Annotated in this window: 21 protein-coding genes and 2 pseudogenes; 10 read left to right on the top strand and 13 right to left on the bottom strand. The window is 71.8% G+C overall.

Annotation, left to right across the window (positions count from 1 at the left end; translation table 11 throughout):
• Positions 1 to 61 precede the first annotated feature (61 nt).
• From rfbH to ABT026_RS18045, 7 genes are read right to left on the bottom strand one after another with little or no spacing between them, the layout of a single operon-like run.
• The gene (rfbH, locus tag ABT026_RS18075; protein ID WP_351115520.1) at positions 62 to 1,369 is read right to left on the bottom strand and encodes a lipopolysaccharide biosynthesis protein RfbH; all 1,308 of its coding nucleotides are present in this window, start codon (positions 1,367 to 1,369) and stop codon (positions 62 to 64) included.
• Entirely contained in the window at positions 1,366 to 2,517 is a 1,152-nt protein-coding gene (locus ABT026_RS18070; RefSeq protein WP_351115518.1) for a nucleotide disphospho-sugar-binding domain-containing protein, read from the bottom strand. Before ABT026_RS18070 ends, rfbH begins: the two co-directional genes overlap by 4 nt.
• 40 nt (positions 2,518 to 2,557) lie before the next feature.
• Positions 2,558 to 3,526 (bottom strand): Gfo/Idh/MocA family protein, encoded by a 969-nt coding sequence (locus ABT026_RS18065; RefSeq protein ID WP_351115517.1) that lies wholly within the window; start codon positions 3,524 to 3,526, stop codon positions 2,558 to 2,560.
• Positions 3,523 to 4,956 carry an NDP-hexose 2,3-dehydratase family protein gene (locus ABT026_RS18060; protein WP_351115516.1) on the bottom strand — a complete coding sequence of 478 codons (1,434 nt, stop codon included), beginning with the start codon at positions 4,954 to 4,956 and terminating at the stop codon, positions 3,523 to 3,525. The genes ABT026_RS18065 and ABT026_RS18060 overlap by 4 nt, the downstream gene beginning before the upstream one ends.
• Positions 4,953 to 5,948 carry a dTDP-glucose 4,6-dehydratase gene (gene rfbB / locus ABT026_RS18055; protein ID WP_351115514.1) on the bottom strand — a complete coding sequence of 332 codons (996 nt, stop codon included), beginning with the start codon at positions 5,946 to 5,948 and terminating at the stop codon, positions 4,953 to 4,955. Before rfbB ends, ABT026_RS18060 begins: the two co-directional genes overlap by 4 nt.
• On the bottom strand, positions 5,945 to 7,009 hold the full coding sequence (locus tag ABT026_RS18050; RefSeq protein ID WP_351115513.1) for a glucose-1-phosphate thymidylyltransferase: 1,065 nt from the start codon (positions 7,007 to 7,009) through the stop codon (positions 5,945 to 5,947). The genes rfbB and ABT026_RS18050 overlap by 4 nt, the downstream gene beginning before the upstream one ends.
• A gap of 46 nt (positions 7,010 to 7,055) precedes the next feature.
• Entirely contained in the window at positions 7,056 to 7,655 is a 600-nt protein-coding gene (locus tag ABT026_RS18045; RefSeq protein WP_351115511.1) for a malonic semialdehyde reductase, read from the bottom strand.
• A 211-nt stretch (positions 7,656 to 7,866) separates the two neighbouring features.
• Between ABT026_RS18045 and ABT026_RS18040 the strand changes: the two genes are divergently transcribed.
• Complete coding sequence (locus ABT026_RS18040; RefSeq protein ID WP_351115510.1) at positions 7,867 to 9,045, top strand: acyltransferase family protein; 1,179 nt, start codon at positions 7,867 to 7,869, stop codon at positions 9,043 to 9,045.
• A gap of 85 nt (positions 9,046 to 9,130) precedes the next feature.
• Here the strand turns inward: ABT026_RS18040 and ABT026_RS18035 are convergent, their stop codons facing one another.
• On the bottom strand, positions 9,131 to 10,270 hold the full coding sequence (locus tag ABT026_RS18035) for a CoA transferase (RefSeq protein WP_351115509.1): 1,140 nt from the start codon (positions 10,268 to 10,270) through the stop codon (positions 9,131 to 9,133).
• Between the two features lie 32 nt (positions 10,271 to 10,302).
• A complete protein-coding gene (locus ABT026_RS18030) occupies positions 10,303 to 11,526 on the bottom strand; it encodes a cytochrome P450 (protein WP_351115508.1) in 1,224 nt (407 codons plus the stop codon).
• Between the two features lie 170 nt (positions 11,527 to 11,696).
• Between ABT026_RS18030 and ABT026_RS18025 the strand changes: the two genes are divergently transcribed.
• From ABT026_RS18025 to ABT026_RS17995, 7 genes are all read left to right on the top strand, one after another.
• Entirely contained in the window at positions 11,697 to 12,818 is a 1,122-nt protein-coding gene (locus ABT026_RS18025) for an epoxide hydrolase family protein (RefSeq protein ID WP_351115506.1), read from the top strand.
• Between the two features lie 40 nt (positions 12,819 to 12,858).
• The gene (locus ABT026_RS18020) at positions 12,859 to 13,986 is read left to right on the top strand and encodes a winged helix DNA-binding domain-containing protein (protein WP_351115504.1); all 1,128 of its coding nucleotides are present in this window, start codon (positions 12,859 to 12,861) and stop codon (positions 13,984 to 13,986) included.
• On the top strand, positions 13,983 to 15,146 hold the full coding sequence (locus ABT026_RS18015; RefSeq protein WP_351115503.1) for a GDSL-type esterase/lipase family protein: 1,164 nt from the start codon (positions 13,983 to 13,985) through the stop codon (positions 15,144 to 15,146). The genes ABT026_RS18020 and ABT026_RS18015 overlap by 4 nt, the downstream gene beginning before the upstream one ends.
• Positions 15,147 to 15,248: 102 nt before the next feature.
• Positions 15,249 to 16,466 (top strand): cytochrome P450, encoded by a 1,218-nt coding sequence (locus ABT026_RS18010; protein ID WP_351115502.1) that lies wholly within the window; start codon positions 15,249 to 15,251, stop codon positions 16,464 to 16,466.
• A 28-nt stretch (positions 16,467 to 16,494) separates the two neighbouring features.
• Positions 16,495 to 17,517, top strand: a complete 1,023-nt coding sequence (locus tag ABT026_RS18005; RefSeq protein WP_351115501.1) for an MDR family NADP-dependent oxidoreductase — start codon at positions 16,495 to 16,497, stop codon at positions 17,515 to 17,517.
• A 17-nt stretch (positions 17,518 to 17,534) separates the two neighbouring features.
• On the top strand, positions 17,535 to 18,293 hold the full coding sequence (locus ABT026_RS18000; protein WP_351115499.1) for an SDR family NAD(P)-dependent oxidoreductase: 759 nt from the start codon (positions 17,535 to 17,537) through the stop codon (positions 18,291 to 18,293).
• 349 nt (positions 18,294 to 18,642) lie between these two features.
• Positions 18,643 to 19,401 (top strand): FAD-dependent oxidoreductase, encoded by a 759-nt coding sequence (locus tag ABT026_RS17995; protein ID WP_351115497.1) that lies wholly within the window; start codon positions 18,643 to 18,645, stop codon positions 19,399 to 19,401.
• A 122-nt stretch (positions 19,402 to 19,523) separates the two neighbouring features.
• Here ABT026_RS17995 and ABT026_RS17990 read toward each other — a convergent pair whose 3' ends face one another.
• Both ABT026_RS17990 and ABT026_RS17985 read right to left on the bottom strand, forming a co-directional pair.
• A complete protein-coding gene (locus ABT026_RS17990) occupies positions 19,524 to 20,786 on the bottom strand; it encodes a cytochrome P450 (protein ID WP_351115496.1) in 1,263 nt (420 codons plus the stop codon).
• On the bottom strand, positions 20,783 to 21,898 hold the full coding sequence (locus tag ABT026_RS17985; protein ID WP_351115495.1) for an acyl-CoA dehydrogenase family protein: 1,116 nt from the start codon (positions 21,896 to 21,898) through the stop codon (positions 20,783 to 20,785). Before ABT026_RS17985 ends, ABT026_RS17990 begins: the two co-directional genes overlap by 4 nt.
• A 198-nt stretch (positions 21,899 to 22,096) precedes the next feature.
• On the opposite strand from ABT026_RS17985, the gene ABT026_RS17980 reads away from it, so the two are divergent.
• Complete coding sequence (locus tag ABT026_RS17980) at positions 22,097 to 22,567, top strand: nuclear transport factor 2 family protein (protein WP_351115494.1); 471 nt, start codon at positions 22,097 to 22,099, stop codon at positions 22,565 to 22,567.
• A 47-nt stretch (positions 22,568 to 22,614) separates the two neighbouring features.
• Here ABT026_RS17980 and ABT026_RS17975 read toward each other — a convergent pair.
• A pseudogene (locus tag ABT026_RS17975) lies at positions 22,615 to 22,995 on the bottom strand (alpha/beta hydrolase); the annotation flags it as partial.
• Positions 22,996 to 23,291: 296 nt separating this feature from the next.
• On the opposite strand from ABT026_RS17975, the gene ABT026_RS17970 reads away from it, so the two are divergent.
• Positions 23,292 to 23,435 (top strand): hypothetical protein, encoded by a 144-nt coding sequence (locus tag ABT026_RS17970; RefSeq protein ID WP_351115493.1) that lies wholly within the window; start codon positions 23,292 to 23,294, stop codon positions 23,433 to 23,435.
• A gap of 82 nt (positions 23,436 to 23,517) precedes the next feature.
• Here the strand turns inward: ABT026_RS17970 and ABT026_RS17965 are convergent.
• Positions 23,518 to 24,939, bottom strand: a pseudogene (locus ABT026_RS17965) (helicase associated domain-containing protein); the annotation flags it as partial.
• Positions 24,940 to 25,256: the final 317 nt, after the last annotated feature.

Genomic DNA, 25,256 nt, shown 5'->3' with positions numbered 1-25,256 from the left:
TGCGGTGGTGCGGTGGTGCGGTGGTGCGGGGTGCAGGGGGCGGTTCGGGCGGAGCGCCGGGTCAGCTGTGGTCGCGGACGAACTCGCGTATCGAGGCGATCACGTAGTCGAGCATCTCGTTGGTCAGCGCGGGGTAGACGCCGACCCAGAACGTGGCCTCGGTGATCAGGTCCGCGTTCCGCAGGTCGCCCACGATGCGGTGGGGCTGGTCCACATAGGCCGGCTGGCGTGTGAGGTTGCCGCCGAACAGCCGCCGGGTGCCGATCTTGCGGCTCTCCAGGAAGTCGCAGAGCTCCGCCCGGCGGAACGGGGCGTCGGGCGCCACCGTGATCAGGAAGCCGAACCAGCTGGGCTCACTGCGCGGGGTGGCCTCCGGCAGCAGCAGCCCGGGGACGCCCTCCAGCCCCTCCCGCAGCCGCGCCCAGTTGGCCCGGCGGGCCTCGATGAAGCCGTCCAGCTTCTTCAGCTGGCTCAGCCCCAGGGAGGCCTGGAGGTCGGTGGCCTTCAGGTTCCAGCCCAGGTGGGAGAAGATGTATTTGTGGTCGTAGCCGTGCGGCAGCGTCCCCAGCTGGTAGTTGAACCGCTTGAGGCACTTGTCGTCCTCGCCGGGCTCGCACCAGCAGTCGCGTCCCCAGTCGCGCATCGATTCCACGATCCGTGCCAGCATCAGGTTGGAGCTGAGCACACAGCCGCCCTCGCCCATCGCCATGTGGTGGGCGGGGTAGAAGCTGACCGTCGTCAGGTCGCCGAACGTCCCCGTCAGCCGGCCGTCGTAGAGGGAGCCGACCGCGTCGCAGTTGTCCTCGATCAGGAAAAGGTCGTGCTCGTCGGCCAGCGCCGCCACCTCGGCCACCTCGAAGGGGTTGCCCAGAGTGTGGGCGATCATGATCGCCTTGGTGCGCGGGGTGATGGCGGCCGCAATGGCCGCCGCGGTGGGGTTGTAGGTTCCCAGATCCACATCGACGTAGACCGGCACCAGGCCGTTCTGCAGGATGGGGCTGACCGTGGTGGTCCAGCCGACCGCGGCGGTGATCACCTCGTCGCCCGGCCGCAGCCGGCGGTCCTCCAGCAACGGCGAGGTGAGCGCGGACAGCGCCAGCAGGTTCGCCGAAGAACCCGAGTTGACCAGATGCGCCTTGCGCCGCTTGAGCCGGCGGGCGAAGGCCGACTCGAACTTCCGCGAACTGACACCCGCGGCGATCCGCAGGTCCAGGGCGGCCTCCACCAGGGCCGCGCGGTCCTCCTCGTCCAGCACCGCGCCGGACGGCCAGATCGGGGTGATCCCCGGCACGAACTCCACCGGGGCGCTGCGCAGATGGTGGTACTTGCGGACCTGCTCCAGCAGCAGGGCCTTGGCTTCGTCGCTCATCGGGTACCCCGTTCCGCGGTCAGGCCCTCGATGGCGGCCACCAGTCGGCCGGGTGAGGGCAGTTCGAGGAGCTGGTCGCGCAGTTCACGGGCGCGGTCGCCGTAGGAGGGGTCCTCCAGCAGTGCCCGGCAGGCGTCCAGCACCTGCTCCGGGTCGAGGTCCTCCAGGGCGATCCGGCGCGCGGCGCCGAACTCCTCCAGACGCCGCGCGCTGTCGTACTGCTCGACGGTGTGCGGGATGAGCACCTGGGGCAGGCCCTCGCGCAGCGCGGCCATCACGGTCCCGGCGCCGCAGTGGTGCACCACCAGGTCGCAGGCGGGCAGCACCGAGTCCAGGGAGAGCCAGCCGGCCGCGAGCACCGAGGGGGGCAGCGGGGAGAGCTGCTGGACCACCGCGTCCTCGACCGCCAGCAGCAGGTCCACATCCAGGGTGGAGAGCATCTTCAGCAGGGCCGCGAACAGCTCGACGCGGCCGGGGACGGGTACCGTCCCCAGGGTCAGCAGCAGCCGGGGCCGCTCAGGCTTCCCGAAGACCCACGGAGGCACGGTGCCCGGCGTACTGAACGGCACATAGCCCATCGGCGCCGTGTTCGGCCGCGTCGTCCCCGGGTGGACCCCCGGCAGGCAGGTGTCGACGACCAGCGCCGGATCCGGCAGCCGCGGCAGGCCGAGCCCGGCGAGCTCGGGGGCGAACTCCCGGTGGCCGTGCTCGTCGATGACGGCCAGGTAGCCGAGACCGATCCCGTGCTCGACGAAGGGCACCCCGTGCACGGCCGCGGCCGCCGCCGCGGCATAGGAGTGCGGCTCACCGACGACGACGTCCGGCTTCCACTCACCGGTGATCCTGAGCATCCCGTCGAGGGTCCGCGCCCCCAGCCGGCCGAACGCCCGGCCTGTGTGAGCGAGCAGCTCCTCCTCGGTGTCCGGCAGCACGATCGGCTCGCCCGCCCGGTCGAAGAGCATGATGTCCCGCATCGGCAGCGGACCGCAGTTGGGGACGAAGGGCAGGCCGGAGCCGTTGACCGTCTCCGCCATGTTCTCCGGGGAGGCGACGACTACTTCATGGCCTGCCGACCGCAGGGCCCAGGCCAGCGGAACGACCGGGAAGTAGAGCCCGAAGGATGGGCTGGTGCTCACCAGAATTCTCATGACCACAACAGTAGGAACCGCGTCATGAGGGCCACTCGACTCAGCCTCGGGCCACCCGGCGCACGCTGTCCACCAGCTCCGCCAACGAGACCGCGTCACCGGCCGCCGCGTCGGCCGGCCGCCGCCCGCGCGCCGCCTCCGCGAAGCGCCGTACGGTGGCCGCACACTGGTCGTAGGGCTCCAGCGTGATCTCCTCGACGCCGTCCGGCCGCTCCACCCGTACCACCGGCCGGTGGTCGGCGGGCGGCGTGAAGGCGCGGTCGACCTGGATCCGGCCCGCACTGCCCCACAGGGCGTAGCACGACCGGTAGGAGTGCTCCATGCCGAAGGCCAGCTGGGCGGTCACCCCGCCGCGGGCGCGCAGCAGGGCGCTCCCGGCCACCTCGACACCGCGCTCGGGGTCGTGGCGCAGGTCGGCGCCGAGGACCGCCGTGTCCGCCCCCAGGAAGAGCTGGGCGGCGCGCAGCGGGTACACACCCATGTCCAGCAGTGCGCCACCGCCGAGGCCGGCCTGGTAGCGGATGTCGTCCACCGGCAGCGGAGGGACGGCGAACGCCGCCTCGAAGCAGCGCAGTTCGCCGATCCGGCCGCCGGCCAGCAGCTCCAGCACCCGGCGGTGCACCGGATGCTGGAGGAACATGATGTTCTCCATCACCACCAGGCCCCGCGCGGCGGCCAGCGCGGTGATCTCCGCGGTCCGCGCCGCAGTGGTGGTCAGCGGCTTCTCCGCGAGGACGTGACGGCCCGACAGCAGGGCACGTTCCACCCAGTCGGCGTGCAACGCCGCGGGCAGCGGCACATACACCGCCTCGACGTCCGCCCGCTCCAGCAGGCCCCGGTAGCCGGTGACCGCCGCACAGCCGTAGGGGGCGGCGGTGCGGGCGGCCTTGCCCGCATCGCGGCTGGCCACCGCGACCAGCTCGGTGGCGGGGCCGGCGGCGAGTGCCGGCAGCACCCGCCGCACGGCGATCCCCGCGCACCCGAGCACCCCGACCCTCAGGGGCCTCATCGCATCGCGTTCAAGCAGGCGACCAGGGTACGGGCGTGCATGTTCACATACTGGCCGTGCTTCAGCAGCTCCACGAGCTGCCCCACGGCGACCCAGGCGTAGTCCGCAGGGACGTCCCGGCCCAGGCTCTCGTCGCCCTCCACCACCAAATAGCGGCTCTCCGCGTTGAGGAACCTGCCGCCCTCCTCGGAATGGACGGCGTCATAGCGGATCCGGTCGGGTCCGGCCTTCGTCACATAGTCGTAGAACAGCGGCCGGTCGGCATGATCGTAGTTGCCGGGGCGGCACTGGACGGTCGGGCCCAGCTCCACCGCGTTGAGGAAGCCGCCCTCCACCTTGGCATGCAGCAGCATGTGCAGCACCCCGCCGAACTCCTTCACCACACAGGCCGCCACACCCCGCCCGTTGGGCTCCAGCAGCGGCTGCGACCACCCGCCCACCTCCCGGCTGCCGGCCCGCACCGAGACCGCGACCACCCGGAAGTGCCGGCCGTCGTCCCGGACGATCTCGTCCTTCGTCCGGTGCCAGCCGGGCACGTCCCGCAGCGGCACCCGGGCGATCTCCAGGTCGTGGTCGGAACGCAGCCCGGTGAACCAGCTCAACACCTCGGGAGTGCTGGTGACAGCACCGGCCGCGGGATCGAACGACGCGGCCAGCGCACCCCGGAAACCCTCCTGCGCCACCCCCAGGACGGACGGCGGCGGGAGGCAGGACAGCACGGTACGAGAGTCCATGTTGATGAGATTGTCCCTGCTCATCAGCTCGTTGATCTCACCCAGCGTCAGCCAGCGGAAATCGTCGTGCAGCGGCACGTCCACCGACGGGTCCAGCTCCACCACCATGTTGCGGTTGCTCTTGCGGTAGAACCACCAGCCGTGCTCCGACTGGAGGACGTCGGCGATCACCCGCCCCCGCTGCGCCCCGGCGAAGTACTCCAGGTACCGCACCGGAGCACCCTTGTGGACCCGGGTGTAGTTGCTCCGGGTGGCCTGCACCGTGGGGGAGAGCTGCAGCAGATTGGGGTTGCCCGGCTCCATCTTCGCCTGCATCAGGAAGTGCAGCACCCCGTCGAACTCCTTGACGGCGATACCCAGGATGCCGACCTCGGGCTGCTTGATGATGGGCTGGTACCACTCCGGGAACGGCCCCGTGCCGCTCACATGCAGTCCCTCGACGCTGAAGAACCGGCCGCTGCGGTGGACCAGGTTGCCGGTCTCCGCCGCGAAGTGCCATCCCTCCATGGCCGCGAACGGGATCCGGCTCACCTCGAAGGGGTGCGCCCGGCGGCGCTCCGCCAGCCAGGCGTCGAACCCCCCGCCGGACAGCAGCCCGCCCTCGCGGGCCGCCGCCGACACGGCCAGTCTGGCCGGCAGCCCGGTGTCCTCCCGCGGGCTGAGCACCGGCGGCGCCTCCCGTACGGCGCTGGTCATACGGTCCCTCCCAGGACGAGGGCAGGCTCGGTCCGCATCGGCTCCCACCACGCCCGGTTGTCCCGGTACCACGCGACGGTGGCGGCCAGACCGGACTCGAAGGGCACCGCCGCGCTGTAGCCGAGCTGCCTGCGGATCTTGGTGTCGTCGAGCGCGTACCGCATGTCGTGCCCCCGGCGGTCGGCGACCCGGCGCACCAGGTCGGGTGAGGCGTCACAGAGGTCGAGCAGCAGCTCGGTGATCCGGCGGTTGCTCATCTCGTTGCCGCCGCCGACGTTGTAGATCTCACCCGCCGCGCCGCGGGTGAGCACCAGCTGGATCGCCCGGCAGTGGTCCGAGACGTGCACCCACTCGCGGATGTTGGAGCCGTCGCCGTAGAGCGGCACGGTCCTCCCCTCCAGCAGCCGGGTGACGAAGTGGGGGATCAGCTTCTCGACGTGCTGGTACGGGCCGTAGTTGTTCGAGCAGCGCGTCACCGACACGTCCAGGCCGTGGCTGCGCCAGTAGGCGCGGGCCATCAGGTCGCTGGCCGCCTTGGACGCCGCATAGGGGGAGTTGGGCAGCAGCGGCCACTCCTCGGTCCACGAGCCGGTCTCGATCGAGCCGTAGGTCTCGTCGGTGGACACGTGCACCACCCGGGGGACGCCGCCGCGCACACAGGCCTCCAGCAGCGCCTGCGTGCCGGCCACATTGGTGCGGACGAAGTCGGCGGCGGCCTCCAGGGACCGGTCCACATGCGACTCGGCGGCGAAGTGGACCACGGCGTCGTGGCCCGGCAGCAGGTCGAGCAGCAGCGGCAGGTCGCAGATGTCGCCGCGGACGAAGGTCAGCCGCGGATGGCGCTCGGGCAGGTTGGCCCGGTTGCCGGCATAGGTGAGCAGGTCGAGCACGGTCACCTGGGCGTCCTCGTAGCCCGGATACTCGCCCGCCAGCATCGCGCGGACGTACTCCGAGCCGATGAACCCGGCCGCGCCCGTCACCAGAACCCTCATCCTGCCGCCACCTCCACCCGGGTGTGGTCGCCGACCACCAGCCGGTTGAGTCCCTCCGGGGCGGCCAGGCTGACGGCGGCGGACCGGCCGATCAGCGAGGCGCGGACCCGGACCTGCTGCACGGTCGCCCCGGACAGCGCGATGGAGTCCTCCACCTGGGCCGTGCGCAGTACGCAGTCGGCGCCCAGCGAGGTGTGGGGGCCCACATAGCTGTCCTCGACCAGGGTGCCGGCGCCGACGATGACCGGGCCGATGATGCGGGACCTGACGATCCGTGCCCCCTCCTCGATCACCACCGGGCCGATCAGCTCGCTCTGCCCGTCCACCTCGCCGTCGATCCGCGGGTGGACCGCCTTCAGGAGCTCCCGGTTGCACTCCAGGACGTCCTCGACCTGGCCGGTGTCCTTCCAGTAGCCGGTGTGCAGATGGGCGTGCACCTCGGCGTCCCGCGCCACCAGCCACTGGAGAGCGTCGGTGATCTCCAGTTCGCCGCGGGCGCTGGGGCCGACCGCCGCGACCGCCTCGTGGATGGCGGGAGTGAAGATGTACACCCCGATCAGTGCCAGGTCGCTGACCGGCGTCTGGGGCTTCTCGACCAGCGCGGTCACCCGGCCCTCGGCGTCCACCTCGGCGACGCCGAAGGCACGCGGGTCGGCGACCTTGTGGACCACCACCTCAGCCGCCGGACGGCGGGCCTGGAACGCGGCGGCCACCTCCGCGATGCCGCCGGGCAGCATGTTGTCGCCCAGGTACATCACGAAGTCGTCGTCGCCCAGGAACTCCCGGGCGATGACGACGCAGTGGGCGAGACCACGGGGGGAGTCCTGCTGGACGTAGGTGATCCGCACCCCCAGGGACGAGCCGTCCCCCAGGACGCTGCGGATCTCCTCGGCGCGGTCACCGACCACGATGCCGATCTCGCTGATGCCCACGGCGCGGAGGTTGTCCACGACATGGACCAGCACCGGCCGGTTGGCGATCGGGATGAGCTGCTTGGGCATGGAATAGCTGAACGGACGCAGCCGGGTACCCGCGCCTCCGGACAACACCAGGGCTTTCATGAACCATCTCCTCGGCAGGCGGCGCCCCCGCGGACGGGGCCCGGTATCAGACGGTGGTGAAGACCTCGTCGTACTCGAGACGCGGCAGTCGCGGGAACCAGGCGTCCTTGCCCGGCTTGCCGATGTTCACCACGGCGATGACGTTGTGCTTGCCGTCCCCGAAGAACTCCTTGTCGATGGCCTCGCCGTCGAAGCCGACCATCGGGCCGGCGGACAGCCCCGCCGCGCGCAGACCGAGGATGAAGTAGCCCAGCTGCAGGGTGGCGTTGGACTTGGCCGCCCGCTCCCGGATCTCGAAGTCGGAGAAGACGGCGTCCTTCAGCTCGGGGAAGACCGGGAAGATCCGCGGCAGCTCCTCGTGGAAGTCCAGGTCCGCGGCGAGCACCGCGACCAGCGGGGCGGCCTGGGTCTTCTCCCGGTTGGGCTCGGCCATGTGAGAGACCAGGCGCGCCCGGGCGTCGTCGCTGCGGACCAGCAGCACCCGCAGGGACTGCAGGTTGAACGCGGTGGGGGCGTACTTCACCAGGTCGTAGACGGCCTGCACGGTCTCGTCGGAGACCGGCTCGTCGGTGAAGGTGTTGGCGGTGCGGGCATCCCGGAACAGCAGGTCCTGGGCGGCGGTGTCGAGAGCGAGCGGGCTGGACATAGGCGTTCCTCTCGGAAAGCGAGCGCGGGATCGCGTGTGCCCGGCCACCGTGGCCGCGCGGTCTGGAGCACCGGTCGACTCCCCCTCGCGGCCACGGTCCAGCGGCCCGCGATCGCAGCTCCAGCCCGATCCCCGACGCTCCACGGTGCTCCGCGACACAGCGGAGCCGTCCGCCAAGTCCTGCCAGCCCGCCTGCCAAGGGAGGAGCGCGATGCCCGCGCCGACCCAGATCCAGGAGTCCAGAGGCCCACGCGCCCGGCTCTCCTCGCTCACCAGCATGAGATTCTTCGCCGCCCTGCTCGTCTTCTTCTGCCACGCGGGCTTCGTGGCCTTCTTCAACCAGCCCTCGTACCGCGACGACTTCACCTCGCTCGTCAACAAGTCCGGCGCCGTCGGCGTCTCCTTCTTCTTCGTCCTCAGCGGCTTCGTCCTGGCCTGGTCGGCCCGCCGGGACGACACCACGCCACGGTTCTGGCGCCGCCGGCTGTTCAAGATCTACCCGATGCACCTGGTCACCTTCGCTCTGGCCATGGCGATCACCGCCTGGGCCACCGCGGCCTGGGACACCTCGCTGCTCAACCTGTTCCTGGTGCAGACCTGGCTGCCCCGCGCGGACATCGCCAACATGGTCAACATCCCCAGCTGGTCGCTGTCCTGCGAGCTCTTCTTCTACCTCTCCTTCCCGCTGCTCTTCAGCGGGCTGCGCCGGATCCGCGCCCAGCACCTGTGGCGCTGGGCCATCGGCGTGACCGCGGCGATCGCCCTGGTGCCGCTGGCAGCACGGCTGCTCCCCGGCGCCCCGCTGATGCCGCCGATCGGCGGCCCGGTCGGCAACCCGGTCTCGCAGTGGGAGACCTGGTTCGTCTACGCCTTCCCGCCGGTGCGCATGCTGGAGTTCGTGCTCGGCATCCTGATGGCGCTGATCGTGCTCAACGGCCGCTGGGTGCGGCTGCCGCTCTGGGTGCCGCTGGTGCTGGCCGCCGGCGCGTACGCCGGTGCGCTGCACGCCCCCTACGGCTTCAGCCTGGTGGCCGTCACCATCGTCCCGGTGGCGCTGGTGATCCCGGCGACGGCGGCCCTGGACATCGGCGGCCGGAGCTCCTTCCTGCAGAACCGGGTGCTGGTGCTGCTGGGCGAGATCTCCTTCGCCTTCTACATGGTGCACAGCGTGGTGATGGCCGCGTTCGGCAGGCTGATCACCCAGGGCGCCCTGGGCAGCTGGGCGACCACCGGACTGATCGCGCTGAACCTGGTGGTCAGCCTGGCCGTCTCCTGGGTGCTGTACACCTATGTGGAGCGCCCCATCATGAAGCGCTGGGGCAGCCCCCGAGACGCCCGGCAGGCCGTCGTCGAGCCCGCGGTGGAGTCCAGACTGGTCAAGGTCGCCTGAGCCGCGACCCGGCACACACACCACGGAGCCCCTGCACGCCGGATGTGCAGGGGCTCCGTGGTGCCGTGGTGCGCGGCGGCCGGGGTCAGCCGGCCGCCGTCAGCAGGCCGCGGGGCCGGCCGACGATCTCCTCCGGCGCCCGCCCGCACCCGGCCGGCACCTCCCGGGCGTGGCCGCCCGGCTGCGGCGCAGGCCCCGGGAACACGGCCGCGGTCCGGGTGAACCTTGGTGCGGGGCGGGCCCCAGCACACTCCCCACCCGGCGGTAGGTGCCCCGCGCCACGTGGTGCGCATGGGCGGCGGCCTCCGCGGTGGTGAGCACCGGGGACACACAGGCCTCGGTGCCCGCGAAGGGCCTCCGCCCACCGGTCGCGGGTCCGGGACGCGAAGCGCTCGGCGAACCGCGCCCGCAGCCCCGGCCACCGCGCCGGGTCGCCGCGGTCGCCCAGCGCCTCGCCGTCCAGGCCCAGCCCGGCCAGCAGCGCCCGGGAGAAGCGCTCCTCCAGCGCACCCACGGCCACATGACCGCCGTCCGCGCAGGCGCAGACGCCGTAGAAAAGGGCGCCGCCGTCCAGCAGGTTGCGGCCGCGCCCCTCGGGCCACTGCCCGGCCCCGGCCATGCCCATGAGCATGCCGAACACGGCCGCCGAACCGTCCGCGACGGCCGCGTCGACGACCTGCCCGAGCCCGGACCGCTGCCCCTCGTGGAGCACCACGAAGACGCCGACGACGAGCAGCAGCCCGCCGCCGGCGAAGTCACCCAGCAGATCGACCGGCCCCACCAGGGGCCCGCCCACCCCGCCGAACGCGTGCAACGCACCGGACAGGGCGATGTCATTGATGTCGTGTCCGCGGGCGCCGGACAGCGGACCGTCCTGCCCCCAGCCGGTCACCCGGACATGGACCAGACCCGGATTGCGCGCCGCGCACTGCTCGGGGCCGACCCCGAGCCGTTCGGCGACGCCCGGCCGGAAACCCCCGACCAGGACGTCGGACCGCTCGACCAGACGCAGCAGCGCCTCGACGACCGGCCCCGACCTCAGGTCCAGGGCGACCGACCGGCGCCCCCGATCCAGCACCCGGTGCCCGGGCGCGAACGGACGGGCGCGCTCGGCGCGGTCCACCCGCACCACGTCGGCGCCGAGGCCGGCCGGCATCATGCAGGCGAACGGCACCGGCCCGATCGCCGCCGGCTCCACGACCCACAGACCCCGCGCAGGGCCCATGAGACCCACCCCTCCCGGCCGCCGCGGACGGCTCAGAACTCGACCGGCAGCTCCCACACGCCGTAGATGACCGCGCCCTCCTTGGTCCTGATGTCCTTGTAGGGGATGGCGAGCCGCAGGTTCGGCAGCCGCTGGAAGAGCTTGCTCCAGACGATCTCCAGCTCCAGACGGGCCAGGTCCGCACCGATGCAGTGGTGCAGTCCGTAGCCGAAGCCCAGGTGCTTGCGGTTGCCGCGCTCCAGGATCAGCTGGTCCGGGTTCTCGTAGACCTCCGGGTCGCGGTTGCCGGTGAAAGCCACGCAGAGGATGCCGTCACCCTTGGGGATGGTCACCCCGCCGATCTCGATGTCCTCCATGGCGACCCGGGCGATGGCCGCGTCCCCGATGGTCAGGAAGCGGATCACCTCCTCGAGCGCCGTGGGCACCAGCGACGGGTCGGCCTTGAGCTTGGCCAGCTCCTCGGGGTGCTCCAGCAGACAGGCGGTACCGATGGAGATCATGCTGGCGGTGGTCTCGTGGCCGCCGTTCATCAGCAGCCGGCACAGGTTGACCAGGTCGCGGGTCTCGTACTCCTCGCCGGAGCTGCGGTACTCGTCGATGGCCCGGCTCAGCAGATCGTCGCCCGGGGTCTTCTCCTTGACGGCGATGAGGTTCTCCAGGTACGCCCCCACCTCCACCATGGCGGCCTGCCGCTGCTGCGTCGTGCTGTCGCCGGCCAGCAGCACCGCACCGTGCTTCTGGAAGAACTCGTGATCCTCGTAGGGGATACCCAGCAGCAGGCAGATGACGGTCATCGGAATCGGCAGCGACAACTCGTGGTGCAGGTCGACCGGGGAGCCCTTGGCGATCAGCCGGTCGATGGTCTCGTCCACGATCTTCTCGATCTGCGGGCGGAGCTTCTGGGTCTGGCGGTTGGTGAAGGTGATGGCCGCCTTGCGGCGGGTCCGGGTGTGCTCCGGCGGGTCGTACCCGATGAACGAGGTCTCGGTGCGGAAAACCTCGGGGATCGGGAAGTAGAACGGGAAGTTCTCCTCCCGGCGGGAAGAGCTGACCCGGGGATCGGTGAGCAGCTGCCGGATGTTGTGGTACCCGGTGACCAGCCAGGCCTCACGGCCGGTGGCCAGCATGGTCTTGCCGATCGGCTGCTCCGCCACCAGCTGCGCGTACTGGTCCGGCGGCGAGAACGGGCACTTCCGGTCCCAGGGGAACGGTGAGTCGAGCCCGCTCGGTGCGGCCTCGCTGATGCTTGATGTCACGACGACTCCCTTTCTCGTCCTTCGCGGGAAGGGTGGCACCGCGCTCTGGAGACGAACCGGAAGCGGACTCGAACCTCTGACCGCACCACGGCTGCTCGACCTCCGCTCCAGAGGCCGCCCGTAGCGTCGGCCCAGACCGCAACGCCGCAGCGCTTCAGGAGGAACGTCGCATGAGCACCGCGATCACGCCCTTCCAGGTGGAGATCCCCCAGGCGGACCTCGACGACCTGCGGCGGCGCCTGGCCATGACCCGCTGGCCCGAGGCCGAGACCGTCGCCGACTGGTCCCAGGGCGTCCCGCTGGCCTGGGCACAGGAGCTGTGCGAGTACTGGGCCACCGGCTACGACTGGCGGGCCGCCGAAGCCCGGCTGAACGCCGTGCCGCAGTTCCGCACCGAGATCGACGGCCTCGGCATCCACTTCCTGCACGCCCGCTCCCCGCACCCGGACGCACTGCCGCTGCTGATCACCCACGGCTGGCCCGGCTCGGTGGTGGAGTTCCTGGACCTCATCGGGACACTGACCCACCCCGAGGACCCCGCCGACGCCTTCCACGTGGTCTGCCCCTCGCTGCCCGGCTACGGATTCAGCGACAAGCCGTCCGGCACCGGCTGGACGGCCGAGCGCACCGCCGCGGCCTGGACGGAGCTGATGACCAGGCTGGGCTACCACCGCTACGGCGCCCACGGCGTGGACTGGGGCTCGTTCATCACCGGCATCCTCGGCGAGACCGACACCGGACGCCTCGCCGGCATCTACCTGGCGATGCCCTTCGCCCGCCCACCGCAGGAACAGGTCGAACTGTCCCAGCGGGACCTGGCGGGCCTGGCCGCCCTCAAGGAGTTCCAGCAGACCGAGGGCGGCTACTCCGTGATCCAGACCACCCGCCCGCAGACCCTCGCCTACGGCCTCACCGACTCACCGGCCGGGCAACTGGCCTGGATGGCGGAGAAGTACTGGTCCTGGAGCGACCACGACGGGGAACTGGAGAAGGCAATCTCCCGCGACCGCCTGCTGGACGCCGTCTCCGTGGGCTGGTTCGCCGCCACCGCCGCCTCCTCCGGCCGGCTCTACTGGGAGAGCCAGAACAAGATGGCACTGGGTCAGGTCGACGTCCCCACCGGGATCTCCATCTTCCCCAAGGACGGACGGATGCCCCGACCGTGGATCGAGCGGCGCTTCACCGACCTGCGCCGCTGGACCGACCACGAACACGGCGGCCACTTCCCCGCCATGGAGCAGCCGGAACTGCTCGCCGGTGAACTCCGTTCGTTCTTCCGCGAGCTGCGCTGACAGACTCGACCGGACGAACACGGAACCACCAAGGAGCCACATGCCGGACCAGCCCGTACTCGGCCCCCGCGCCCTGGGGCGCGCCACCCTGGCCCGCCAACTGCTGCTCTCCCGGGCCGAGCTGGGCGTGGTACCCGCGGTCGAACTGCTGGTGGGCATGCAGGCCCAAGCACCGTACGCCCCCTACTTCGGACTCTGGACGCGGCTGCGGGACTTCCGCACCGAGCACCTGGCCGACGCGCTCAACGAACGGCGGCTGCTACGCATCGGACTGATGCGCAGCACCATCCACCTGGTCACCCCGCACGACAGCCGGGCACTGCGCCCCTGGGTGCAGCCCGCCCTCGACCGGGAACTGGACACCGCCTTCCGCCAGGCCACCCACGGACTGGACCGGGCCGCAGTGGCCGCCGCCGGCCGGGAACTCCTCGACACCGAGGCGCTCACCACCAAAGAACTGGGCGAGCGGCTGCACAAACTGTGGCCCGACCGCGACGCCCGGGCCCTCACCTACGTGGTCCGCAACCTGGTGCCCCTGGTACAGGTCCCACCACGAGCGATCTGGGGCGTCGGCGGCACCACCCGCTACGCCACCGCCGACTCCTGGGCCGGCCCCGGCCCCGACCCCGACGCGCTACCGACCCCCGAGACACTGGTACTGCGCTATCTGGCGGCCTTCGGCCCCGCGTCCGTACAGGACATCCAGACCTGGGCCGGGCTGGTCCGGCTGCGCCCGCTCCTGGAGCGGCTGCGACCCCAGCTGCGCACCTTCCGCACCGAGGGCGGCCGCGAACTGTTCGACCTGCCCGACGCCCCCCGCCCGGACCCGGACACCCCCGCCCCGGTGCGCTTCCTGCCCGAGTACGACAACCTGCTGGCCTCGCACGCCGACCGCACCCGGGTGATCTCCGACGAGGACCGCCGCCTGGTGATGACCCGCAACGGGATGCGGCCCACCTTCATGGTCGACGGCGCGGTGCGCGGCGCCTGGAAACTCACCCGGCAGCGCTCCACCGCAACCCTGCTGGTGGACCCCTTCCGCCCGCTGAACCGGGCCGAGCGGTCGGCGGTCTCCGCGGAAGCCGCCCGGCTGCTGGCGTTCGCCGAACCCGACGCCGACCACGACGTCCGGCTCTCCACCCCCACCCCCACAGGAAGTGAACCATGACGGAACTGACGCCCGTCCCCCTCGACGGCGGCCCGGTGGCGATCCTCGGCGCCCTGGAGCTGGAGCGGACCGCCACCGGGCTGCGCCCGCAGCGGCTCCCCGCCGGCGCCCGGGCGCAACTGGACGACGCCCACTTCCGCATGGTGGTCGCCCAGCCGGCCGGCGTACGGCTGGCGTTCCGCACCGCGGCCACCGTACTGGAGCTGGACGTGCGGGCCACCAAGACCGTGCTGCCGGGCGACGCCGCCTTCCCCGACGGGCGCTACGAGCTGCTGGTCGACGGAGCGCCGGCCGGCTGGACCGTCGTCCGCGACGGGAACCGGATCCATGTCGACCCCGCCACCGGGCAGGCCCGCACCGTCCCCGGGCGGCCCGGCACCGTGCGCTTCGACAACCTGCCGGACCGCCACAAGGACATCGAACTGTGGCTCCCCCAAGGGGAGATGACCGAGCTGCTGGCCCTGCGCAGCGACGCGCCGGTGGAGCCGCCCGCCCCGTCCCGGCAACCGGTCTGGCTGCACCACGGCAGCTCCATCAGCCATGGCGCCGACCAGCTCAGCCCCACCGGCATCTGGCCCAGCGTGGCCGCGGCCCGGGCGGGCGTCCGGCCGGTCAACCTGGGGCTCGCCGGCCACTGCATGCTCGACCCCTTCACCGCCCGGGCCATCCGCGACACCCCCGCCGACCTGATCAGCATCAAGGTCGGCATCAACATCGTGGGGACCGACAGCATGCGGCTGCGGACCTTCACCCCCGCCGTGCACGGCTTCCTGGACACCGTCCGCGAAGGCCACCCGGACACTCCGCTGCTGGTGGTCTCGCCGATCCTGTGCCCCGAGGCCGAGGAGCGCCCCGGACCACTGGTGCCCTCCTGGGAATCCGGCTCCTTCGGCTTCCGCGCCCTGGGCGACCCCGCCGAGGTGCCCGCCGGCCGGCTCACCCTCCAGGTCGTCCGCGCCGAACTCGCCCGCATCGTGGCCGAACGCGCGGCGCAGGACCACCAGCTGCACTACCTGGACGGGCGCACCCTCTACGGCGAGAAGGACGCCGCCGAACTGCCGCTGCCCGACGCCCTGCACCCCGACGCCGCCACCCACCGGCTCATCGGCGAGCGCTTCGCCGAGCTGGCACTACGGCCCGGCGGCCCGCTTCGAGGCTGAGGCGATCAGGCTTCGAGTCCGCCCGCCTAGCGTGCGGCAGGTCCGCATCCCCCCGGCCGCGGACCTGCAGACACCGACGGCCCGCGACGCGAAGGTGGCACCGTGCCCGCTGAGGATCCCTCCCCCTTCCCCTTCCCCGGTTCGACCTTCCGAGGACCCGACCCCCGGTTCGCCCAGCTGCGGGCGCAACGGCCGGTCGCCCGGGTCGCGGTGGCGGGGGGCGGCTCCGCCTGGCTGGTCACCAGGTACGAGGACATCCGGTCGGTGGCCGCCGACCACCGCTTCAGCCGGGCAGCGGTGTACGCCCCCGGGGCACCGCAGTTCGGCGGCCTGTTCCAGGCGCCACCCGGAATGATCGTCTCGCTGGACCCGCCGGACCACACCCGGCTGCGCCGCCTCGCGGAGCAGGCGTTCGACGCCGCGCGGGTACGCTCCATCGGACCCCGGGTGACCGAGCTGGTCGACGGGCTGCTGGACGAGCTGGTCGCCAAGGGGGCATCCGACACAGCCCCCGCCGACCTGCTGGACGGCTTCGCCACCCCCCTGGCGCTCACCGTGATCTGCGAACTGCTCGGCGTCCCGCAGACCGACCGCGACCGCTTCCACGCCTGGGTACGGCAGTTCGCCGCCGTAGGCGGCCCGGAAGAGGAGGCGATCGCCGCCCGTGAGCAGCTCGGCGGCTACATCGCCGGCCTGGTCGCGGACAAACGCGAGCACCCCGCCGACGACGTCCTCTCCGCACTGATCGCCGCCCGCATCGGCGACGACCGGCTCGACGAACAGGAACTGGTGGTCTTCGGCTACACCCTGCTCGGCGCGGGCTTCGACTCCACCGCCAGCCAGCTGGCCCTCTCCGTGCTCACCCTGATCACCGACCACCCCGACACCTGGCGCGCGCTGGGGCAGGACCCGTCGCTGGTCCCCACCGCCATGGAGGAACTGCTGCGGGCAGTGAACCTCTTCGCCACCGACACCTCGGGCCTGCCCCGCATCGCCACCCAGGACGTCACCGTCGGCGGGGTCACCATCCCCGCCGGGGACGCCGTGTTCCTGGCCTTCGCCTCCGCCAACCACGACACCGAAGTCTTCACCGACCCCGACCAACTGGACTTCACCCGCGCCGACAACCCCCATCTGGCCTTCGGCGCCGGCATCCACCACTGCATGGGCGCGCCCCTGGCGCGCCTGGAGATCGCCGCCGCCCTCGAGGGCCTGGCACGCCGGCTCCCGGGGCTACGCCTCGCCGTACCGGAGAGCGACCTGCGCTGGCGGACCGGCGACGTCAACACCGGCCTGCTCGCCCTGCCCGTCGTCTGGTGAACCGCCCGAGACAACCGAGGAGTCACCCATGACCCATGAGTCCATCCCCGCCGTGAGCCGCGAGGTGCGGCTCGCCTCCTACCCGGACGACAAGGTGGGGCCGGAGCACTTCACCGTGGCCGAGGCCGAACTGCCGGAGCCCACCGGCGGCCAGGTGGTCGTCCGCAACGAGTGGATGTCGCTGGGCGCCGTCTACCGCGACCAGATGATCCCCGGCACCGACCTGCCGATCCCCGTCTTCCAGCCCGGCGAGGCCATGTGGGGCCGCACCGTCGGCACCGTGGTCGCCTCACAGAGCCCCGACCTGGCCGTCGGTGACCTGGTGGAACACTTCTTCGGCTGGCGGGACTACGCCGTCAACTACGCGCAGGCCTTCTTCCGCCGCGACCGCGAACTGCTGCCCTCCCCGGAGTACTTCCTCTCCCAGGGCCCCACCGCCTGGCGCGGCATGGTGGACATGGCCCACGTCGGAGACGGAGACACCGTCTTCGTCTCCGGGGCCACCAGCGGCGTCGGCTCGCTGGCCGGCCAGATCGCCCGGCTGCGCGGCGCCAAACGAGTGATCGGCAGCACCGGCTCCAAGGAGAAGATCGACTACCTGGTGCAGGACCTGGGCTTCGACGCCGCCTTCGACTACCACGAGGGCCCCGTGGCGGAGCAGCTCAAGGAACTGGCCCCCGACGGCATCGACGTCTTCTTCGACAACGTCGGCGGCGAGCAGTTCGAAGGAGCGGTCAAGGCAGCCGCCCCCGGCGCCCGGTTCGCGCTCTGCGGGGCGCTGTCCGGACAGCTCGGCACCGGGGACGGCGGCCGGCCCCGGCTGGACCTGATGGCGGCCTTCCCCAAGGAACTGGTGCTCCGCCCCTTCGCCACCCTGCACACCCCCGAGCAGATCGCCGACTGGAACGAGCACTTCGGCCGCTGGCTGCGTGAGGAGCGCATCGTCTTCCCGCACACCGCCGTCGAAGGCGGCACGGCCGCCCTGCCCGACAACTTCCTGGCCCTGCTCGACCGCCGCTTCAGCGGCACCGTCGTCGCCCGGCTGACCTGACAGAGAGGCGTTCCCCCATGTCCGACAAGACCTTCGCCGAGCAGACCGTGGTGGTCACCGGCGGCGGCACCGGCATCGGCCGGGCCACCGCCCTGGCCTTCGCCGAACTCGGCGCCTCCACCGTGATCGTCACCGGCCGCCGCCCCGAGCGGCTGGCCGAGGTCGCCGCGCTGCACCCCGCCGTGGTCCCGGTGACCGCGGACGTCACCCTGGCCGCCGGCGCCGACGCGGTCGCCGAGGCCGTCCAGGCCCACGGCGGCACCCTGGACGTCCTGGTGCACAACGCCGGCGTCTTCCGCTTCAGCCCGCTGGACGCGCTGGACGCGGACGTCGTCCGCGAGGTACTGGACATCAACCTGACCGGTCCGCTCCTGCTCACCGGGCGGCTGCTGCCACTGCTGCGGGCACCCGGCGGCTCCATCGTGCTGGTCTCCAGCCGGGCGGGCCACAACCCGTCACCCGGCAGCTCGGTGTACGCGGCCAGCAAGGCCGCGGTGCACAGCCTGACCCGCAGCTGGGCGGCGGAGCTCGCCCCCCGGGGCATCCGCGTCAACGCGGTCGCCCCGGGCTTCGTCCGCACCGACGCCTATGCGGCCAACGGACTGGGCCCGGAGCAGGTCGCCGGGCTCTTCGAACACGTGAAGAGCGAGATCCCGCTCGGCCGGGTCGGGGACGTCGCCGACATCACCCCCTGGATCACCCACCTCGCCGAACCGGCCAGCGAACTGGTGACCGGTCAGATCATTACCCTCGACGGCGGCATGGACCTCAGCTGACACCGTACGACCGAGCAGGAGGCGCCCCGGGTGACCGGGGCGCCCCCTGCCGTTTCGAGACCCCCTGGACCAGCAGGCTCAGCTGCCAGATCCCGATCTCGGACGAGATCGACGGACTGCTGGTCCATCTGCCGCAGACCCAGGTCTGACGGCCGCCCCGACCGCGGTCGTCGTCGGTACCGGGCAGGCCGGCACCGACACCGCGCCCGCCCTGCCCACCCATGGCTTCAACGGCCGGATCACCCCCGTCCGCCGACGAGCCCGACCTGCCCCACCAGCGGCCGCCACTGTCCAAGGCCTTCCTGGCCGCCCGGCTGGAGGCGACCCAGCTGGAACCGCACCCCGCCTCGTGGCTCACCGACCAGCAGATCGAGCCGGTGCGCGCCGACCGCACCGTGCAGCTGGACCGCGAAGGCAGAAGCCTCGGCCCGGCATCCGCCCGCCGACTCCGCTACGACCACGCGGTACCGGCGCCCGGCGCCCGGCCCCTGCCCGCGGCCCGCTCGACGTGGTGGTGGTCGGCGCCGGGTTCATCGGCATGGAGCTGGCCGCCACCGCCCGGGAGGCGGGCCACCGCGTCACCGTGGTGGAGGCGCTGCCCCGGGTGATGGCCCGAGCGGCCACCCCCGAGATGTCCGACCCCCTGGTCGCGGCCCACCGCGACCAGGGGGTCAGGGTGGACCTCCAGCGCAAGCTGGTGGCCCTGCGCGGCGACGGGCGCGGCCAGGCGCGAGTGGTCGAGCTGGACGCCGGGGAGCGGCTGCCCGCCGACCTGGTCGCGGTCGGCGTCGGCGTACTACCCAACGCCGAACTGGCGGTCGCCGCCGGGCTGCGGTCGGGGACAGCATCGTGGCCGACGAGTACCTGCGCACCAGCGACAGCGCCATCCACGCGATCGGTGACTGCGCCCGCTTCCCCAGCCCGCACGCGGGGCGCGGTGTTCTGCTTCCGCGCCGGCCGGCTGGTCGCGGTGGAGTCGGTGAACCGGCCCGCCGACCACATGATCAGCCGCCGGCTGCCGGCGGGCGACGCGGACCTGACCCCCGAGGAGGCCGCCGCCCCCGCCTTCGGCCTCAAGGCCCGCGCCCGCCGCCCGCAGACGGCCTGACACCCGTACGACGCGGACCCTCGCGCCCCCGGGGACCGGGGTGCCCGCCCGGAGACCACGACGGCCCGGACCCCCGCGGAGGTCCGGGCCGTCACTGTGCGCCGGCTGCTGCGGCCAAGCGGTCAGCTGGGGTCGTCCCAGCGCACCGGCAGCGCCGTCAGACTGTGGTTCACATCGCCCGGATGCCAGCCCAGCGCGCTCTCCGGCACCGACAGCCGCAGCGACGGAAACCGCCGGGCCAGCCCGCCGATGGCCACGGCCAGCTCCAACCGGGCCAGCGGGGCACCCAGGCAACGGTGGATGCCGTGACCGAAGGCGATATGGCCGCGGCGGTCCTCACGGTCGCCCTTCTGCCGGTCGAAGTCCAGCCGCCCAGGGTCGACGAAGACCGTACGGTCGTGATTGGCCGACGACAGGATGATGAAGACCGGGTCACCCTTGGGGACGGTCACCTCGCCGATCGTCACGTCCTCGACAGCGAGCCGGGGGAAGCCGGAGGTGTCCGTGGCGAAGAGATTGACGCCGCGCAACAGCTCCTCCACCGCGTCGGGGACCTCCTCCGGGTGCTCGCCCAGCCGCCGCCACTGCCCGGGGTGGTGCTCGACCAGGGCCAGCACCGAGTTGGCGAGCTGGCAGGCGGTGGTGTCGAAACCGGCGCCCAGCAGGGCATAGCCGAAGACGACCAGCTCCTGCTCGGTGAGACGGTCGTCCTCGTCCCGGGCCGCGATCAGCGCCGACAGCAGGTCGTCGGAGGGCTCCTCGCGCTTGGCGGCGATCAGCTGGGTCATGTACATCCCCAACATCGCGGCCCCCTCCCGGGCCACCTCGGGCGGCCCGGAGACGGAGGCGAACTGACGGGCCCACAGATGAAACTTCTCCTGGTCGCCCACAGGCACGCCGAGCAGCTCGCAGATCACCGTGAGCGGCAGCGGCGACGCGAAGTCCGCCACCAGATCGGCGGATGTGCCGCCGGCAGCCATCCGGTCCAGCAGCCCGTCCACCAACTCCTGGATCCGCGGCCGCATCAGCTCGATCCGCCGCACCGTGAACGCCTTGGTCACCAACTTGCGCAGCCGGGTGTGCTCCGGCGGGTCCATGGAGGCGATCATCTCCGGCGGCGCCTTCAGGAACCCCTCGAACTCCGGGGCACCCGGCCCGTACATGGCCGCCCGGCTGAGGCCCGGGTGGGTCAGCGCCTCCCGCGCCTCCTCGTAGCCGGTGACCACCCAGGTGTGACCGCCGCCGCGGACCGGGACCCGCGCCACCGGCTCCTCGACGCGCAGCCGGTCGTAACCCGGCGCGGGACCGCGGTAGCTGGAGCCACTGAAGGGGAACGCCTGCACCTCGGCCTCCGCCGCGGGCGCCTCGATGGGGACCATGGTCATGCCTCCGGGCCGAGCAGGACGGCGGCGTAGTTCTTCCGGGCAGCCGTGTCGTACTTGAGCGCCACATGGCTGGCCGCCGACGTGACATCGCGCCAGAACCGCTGCAGCGGCAGGCCCTCACCCAAACCCCCCGAGCCGGACGCGGCGACCGCCAGGCCGACCGACTCCACCAGCAGCTCCGCGGCGAAGACCGCATTGCGCTCGTTGCGGGCCATCAGCTCCGCAGTCAGACCCCGCTCGTCGATGGTGCGCGCGTTCTGCTCGACCAGATGCCGGGCCGCGTCCACCATCGCCGCCGCCCGGGTCACCTGGAGCTCCACGGAGTGGGTGCGGCGCTTGCCGGTCAGCACCGCCACCGCGGCGTTCATCGCCCCGGCGGCCGCGCCGGCCACCGGGGCCACGAAAGTCAGCCCGCCGACCGCCTGGAACGGCACATTGTGCGAGGGCACGTCGGAGTCCCGGTTGCGGCCGGTCAGCATGTCCGCGCGGGCGAAGGACAGGTGCTCGGGCACCAGGACGCCGTCCGCCACCAGGGTGTGGCTGCCGGTCGCCCGCATGCCCACGCTGTCCCAGGTCTCCTGGACGCCATAGGTGCCGCTGGGAAGCGCGAAGAAGCGCAGCTCCGGCGGGCCCTCGGGGCCCGGGACGGCGGCGCACACCAGCGTCCAGTCGGCGAAATCGACGCCGCTGACATAGTGCCAGGTGCCGCTGAGCCGCCAGCCACCGCCGGTGCGCACGGCCTTGCCCGACGGTATCAACGCGGTCGCCACCACCACGTCCGGCCCGGCGCCCCAGAGCGCATGGTGCCCTTCGGCGGGCAGGTGCGAGGCGAAGCGCGCGGAATAGGCGCTCAGCGACGCGCACCAGGCGGTCGCCGGGCAGCCCTCGCCCACCGCCATGACCGCACGGGTGAGCTCGGCGAAGGAGCCCTCGCTACCACCCCAACGGGCAGCCACGAAATGGCGGGCGAATCCCGCCTCACGGATCGCCGCCACCACCTCGGGCGACAACTTCCGCGTTCGATCGGCCTCGCCCGCGTGACGCGAGGCGAGGATACGGACCCTCTCCGCGGCCCCCGCCAAACCCGGGTCCAGCTGCATGTCGGCAGGCATCCTCGTGGCCTCCTGTGGTGACGAGACTTCCGGTGTGGCCAGCGTGGCGCGCTCCCCTCGAGGTCCGCTGCACCACGGGTCGACCGGACACCGCCGGCCCGAATCCAGCCGACCGCGATCCACCGTCGAGCCCGCCCCGGGATCCTGGGCGCCCCGCGCCCGTCGGCAGCGGACAACGAGCGGTCAAAAGGAGTCACCGTGTCACAGACATTGGGTACCACCCGGCCCCGGGTGCCGGCCGGACTCTATGTGGAGGTGCAGGCGTTCTACGCCTACCAACTGCCGCTGCTGGAGGACCGGAAGGTGGAGGAGTTCGCGCTCACCTTCACCGAGGACGGTGTCTATGCGCACGCCAAGGACGGCTGGGAGCTGACGGGACGCGAGCAACTGGTCACCGAAATGCGCAAGGCACTGCCGCACTACGGCACCTCCATCTTCCGCCACTGGTTCGACAAACTGGTGATCGAGGAACGCCCCGACGGCACCGTGGCGGTCGCCTTCCGCTCCCTGGTGAGCGTCACCGACGAGCAGGGACAGGTGACCTTCGAACCCAGCGCCACCATCCACGACGAACTGGTGCGCCGCGACGGCGAACTGCTGACCCGCCGCCGGACCGTGCGCCACGACATCCCGGACCCGGCCCGGTACTGGTCGGCAAAGCTCGACTGAGACCCCCGTCCTGCGGCGGTGCCCGGCACGACGGCACCGGGCAGCGGCAGCCCGCCCTCCACCAGGTACCGGTCGACCAGGAAATCCAGCTGCTTGTCGCCGCCGAACGCAAAGACCTCGTGATCGCCCGAGTCGGCCACCGTCAACAGCCGGTGGCCGAACCGGCCGGCCACCGCGACTCCGCCGTCGTAGTAATCCATCGGATCGCCGTCGGCCCGGACGACCAGCCCCACCGGATAGCCGCCACGGACCGACACCACCGCCTCCTCCGGCCCGCTCAAGGAGCGGAAGGCACCCACCCAGGGCTGGACCCGCAGTACGCCGTAGCCGTAGAGGAAGCGCTCACAGAAATCCCGCAAGTCCCGGTAGCAGACCTCGACGTCGTCCGGCCAGGAGCGCCCCAGGGTAAAGGCCTCCAGCACCCCCATCCGCATCGCCCTCGTTGTCGGCGGGGCACCAGGCCTTGCCGCTGTGGGCGGTGACGGGCAGCAGCAGATGGCGTCCGCCTGAGAGATCAGCAACGTCCGGGCTTCGCGGCAGGTTGACATGGCCGACGCCCAGGCATGCCGTGAGACTCTCGCAGCGAACCGCTAGCACATACGAGCCGAGGCCAGAGCCCCACCACCCACAGCGACGACGGCTTGGCCGTCATCACCGAGCTCGCCGTCGGCGCCAGACCGACTTGCATGGGAGTGCGCATCTCCTGACGACCAGCGCGACGACCGTGTCCTCCACAAGATCCGACCCGCTGGCGGCGACGCCCGGATGCGTCGCCCTCTACGACGCCACCAAGAACCCGGGACCGGTGCCGGGCGAGCAGTTCCACACCGGCCTTACCGAAGCCTTCGCCACCTGGATGCGCTCGTGAAGACGGTGCACAACGAGCAACCCTGACTGGCAGCACTCGCAGCCCTCACCCCCCCCGATTGACAGTGGCTCCTACTGCCTGATCACTTCGCCCACTGCATGCCCAGCTCCCGTAGCGTGCCGAGCTGCTCCGCGGACAGCCTGTCTCGCCTGGCGCGAGTGTTCGAGACCCACACGCCCAGCTTCACGACTACCGGCTCCGCCTCGCCGTCGACCGTGATCTGTTCGCTATGGCCCCTCGGCACGGGCCGGTCCGCGCCTTCCCGCTCGACCCACTGCGTGAGGGCCGCCAGGCCCCGCTGGAATGCCTGCTGCGCCTTGTTCGGTCCCTTTCTCGCAGGCGCGGCTACCGGTGCGGGAGACGGGGCATCCAGCGGTGTGATGCCCAGCGCGGTCAGCCGCTCCCGCTGTTCGGTCGACAGTTGCGTCCAGATGCTCGGCTTGCGTTGTTGTCGGAGCCACCGCCCGATGTCGTCGCCGTCCATCAGCACGCCGGGTGCGATGTCGGGCAGGGCGCCGTCAGCGTCGACGAGGTCCGCGAGGACGCGGTAGTGGCGTTGCCAGTCCAGGGGCCATGGGCAGTTCCAGTCGGGGTCGATGGCGGTCAGCTGCTGCGCGCGCCGTTCCGCCCGTTCCACGTTCTTGCCGAGTCCGCCTTTGCGGCGCAGGTTGGCCATGTGCTGTCCGACGGGCACCATCGCCTCGCCTTCGCCCCACACAGTGTCCTGGCGGGGCGCGAGGTGCCCGGTGGCCCGCCGGTAGGAGCGGAGTGCGGCGAGTTTGTTCTCCCAGGCTTCCTCGCCCGGCTCCCAGACCATCCCGGCCTCCGGCGCATCCAGCAGGCTCTTGCGCCGATCCTCCAGCTCACCTGCTCGCAGGGCCTTCCGCTGCTGGTGGACCCATCGCCCGAGGGGAAAATCCTTCGTCGTACCCACGGGGGTCTCAACGTCGTAGGGCACGGCGTAGAGCCCGGTGATCTCGTTCTCCGCCCGCCACCGGATGAGGGCTTGGTAGCCCTCCAGCCACACCAGGGACTCGGGCCGGTAGACCCGGGTGCGCAGGAAAGCGGCGATCGTGGCGGCGTCGCGCGGGCTGGAGAAGTGGAGCAGGGCGGCTTCGGCGGCGGCCTGCGTGTCGTTCTCCTGGTCCTCGCCGTCGCCCTTGCCGCCGGCCCCGACGATCTGCCCGTCCTCGTCGCGCCGTACGTGGACCTTGCGCCTGCCGCTCGTGAGCGCGCCGGAAGCGAGCTGCTCGACGAGTCGTTCGTCATGCGAGCGCAGACCCTGGAGGACCGCAACAAGGGGGCGGAACGAGGCGCTGGCGACCATGTCGGTCGGGTCCTCACCGGGCTCCAGGAACACCGGCACGATGATCCTGGCCACCTTGGTGGAACCGTCCTTGTTCAGCCGGAGCGCCCGGCCGATGTTCTGCACGATCTCCACCTGGGACCCGCGGGTGTCCGCGAAGCAGATCGAGTCGACTCCCCGCTCGCCGGTGATGTTGATGGTCGGCGGGAGAGTGTCAGGTGGACATCGTCATCTGAGTGTCAGTGGCGCTGCCTCAGCGACCTGGTGATTGGCACTGACGGGTGATGCTCACCTGTTGCTGACGTGAGTGACGAAAGGCCAGGTCATTTTCACGCCGACTGCTATAGCGGGTGCAGAGTTTGCGCTGGTCAGAGACGTGGCAGCCAGACTGTGAGGGTACCCGGTCCGGTTGGTGGTGCGGAACTGCGGTGTGGCGAGCGCGGGTTAGCCTTGGCGGCCGGCGGAACGTGGACGGTGGCAGCGGCCAGGCTGCTAGGGCGGTCCGGCGGTGTCGC

It is taken from the genome of Streptomyces sp. NPDC002734, from assembly GCF_040295685.1.
GTDB lineage: Bacteria > Actinomycetota > Actinomycetes > Streptomycetales > Streptomycetaceae > Streptomyces.
The sequence above is the reverse complement of the archived record's forward strand: the minus strand, read 5'-3'. Positions and strand labels throughout refer to the sequence as shown.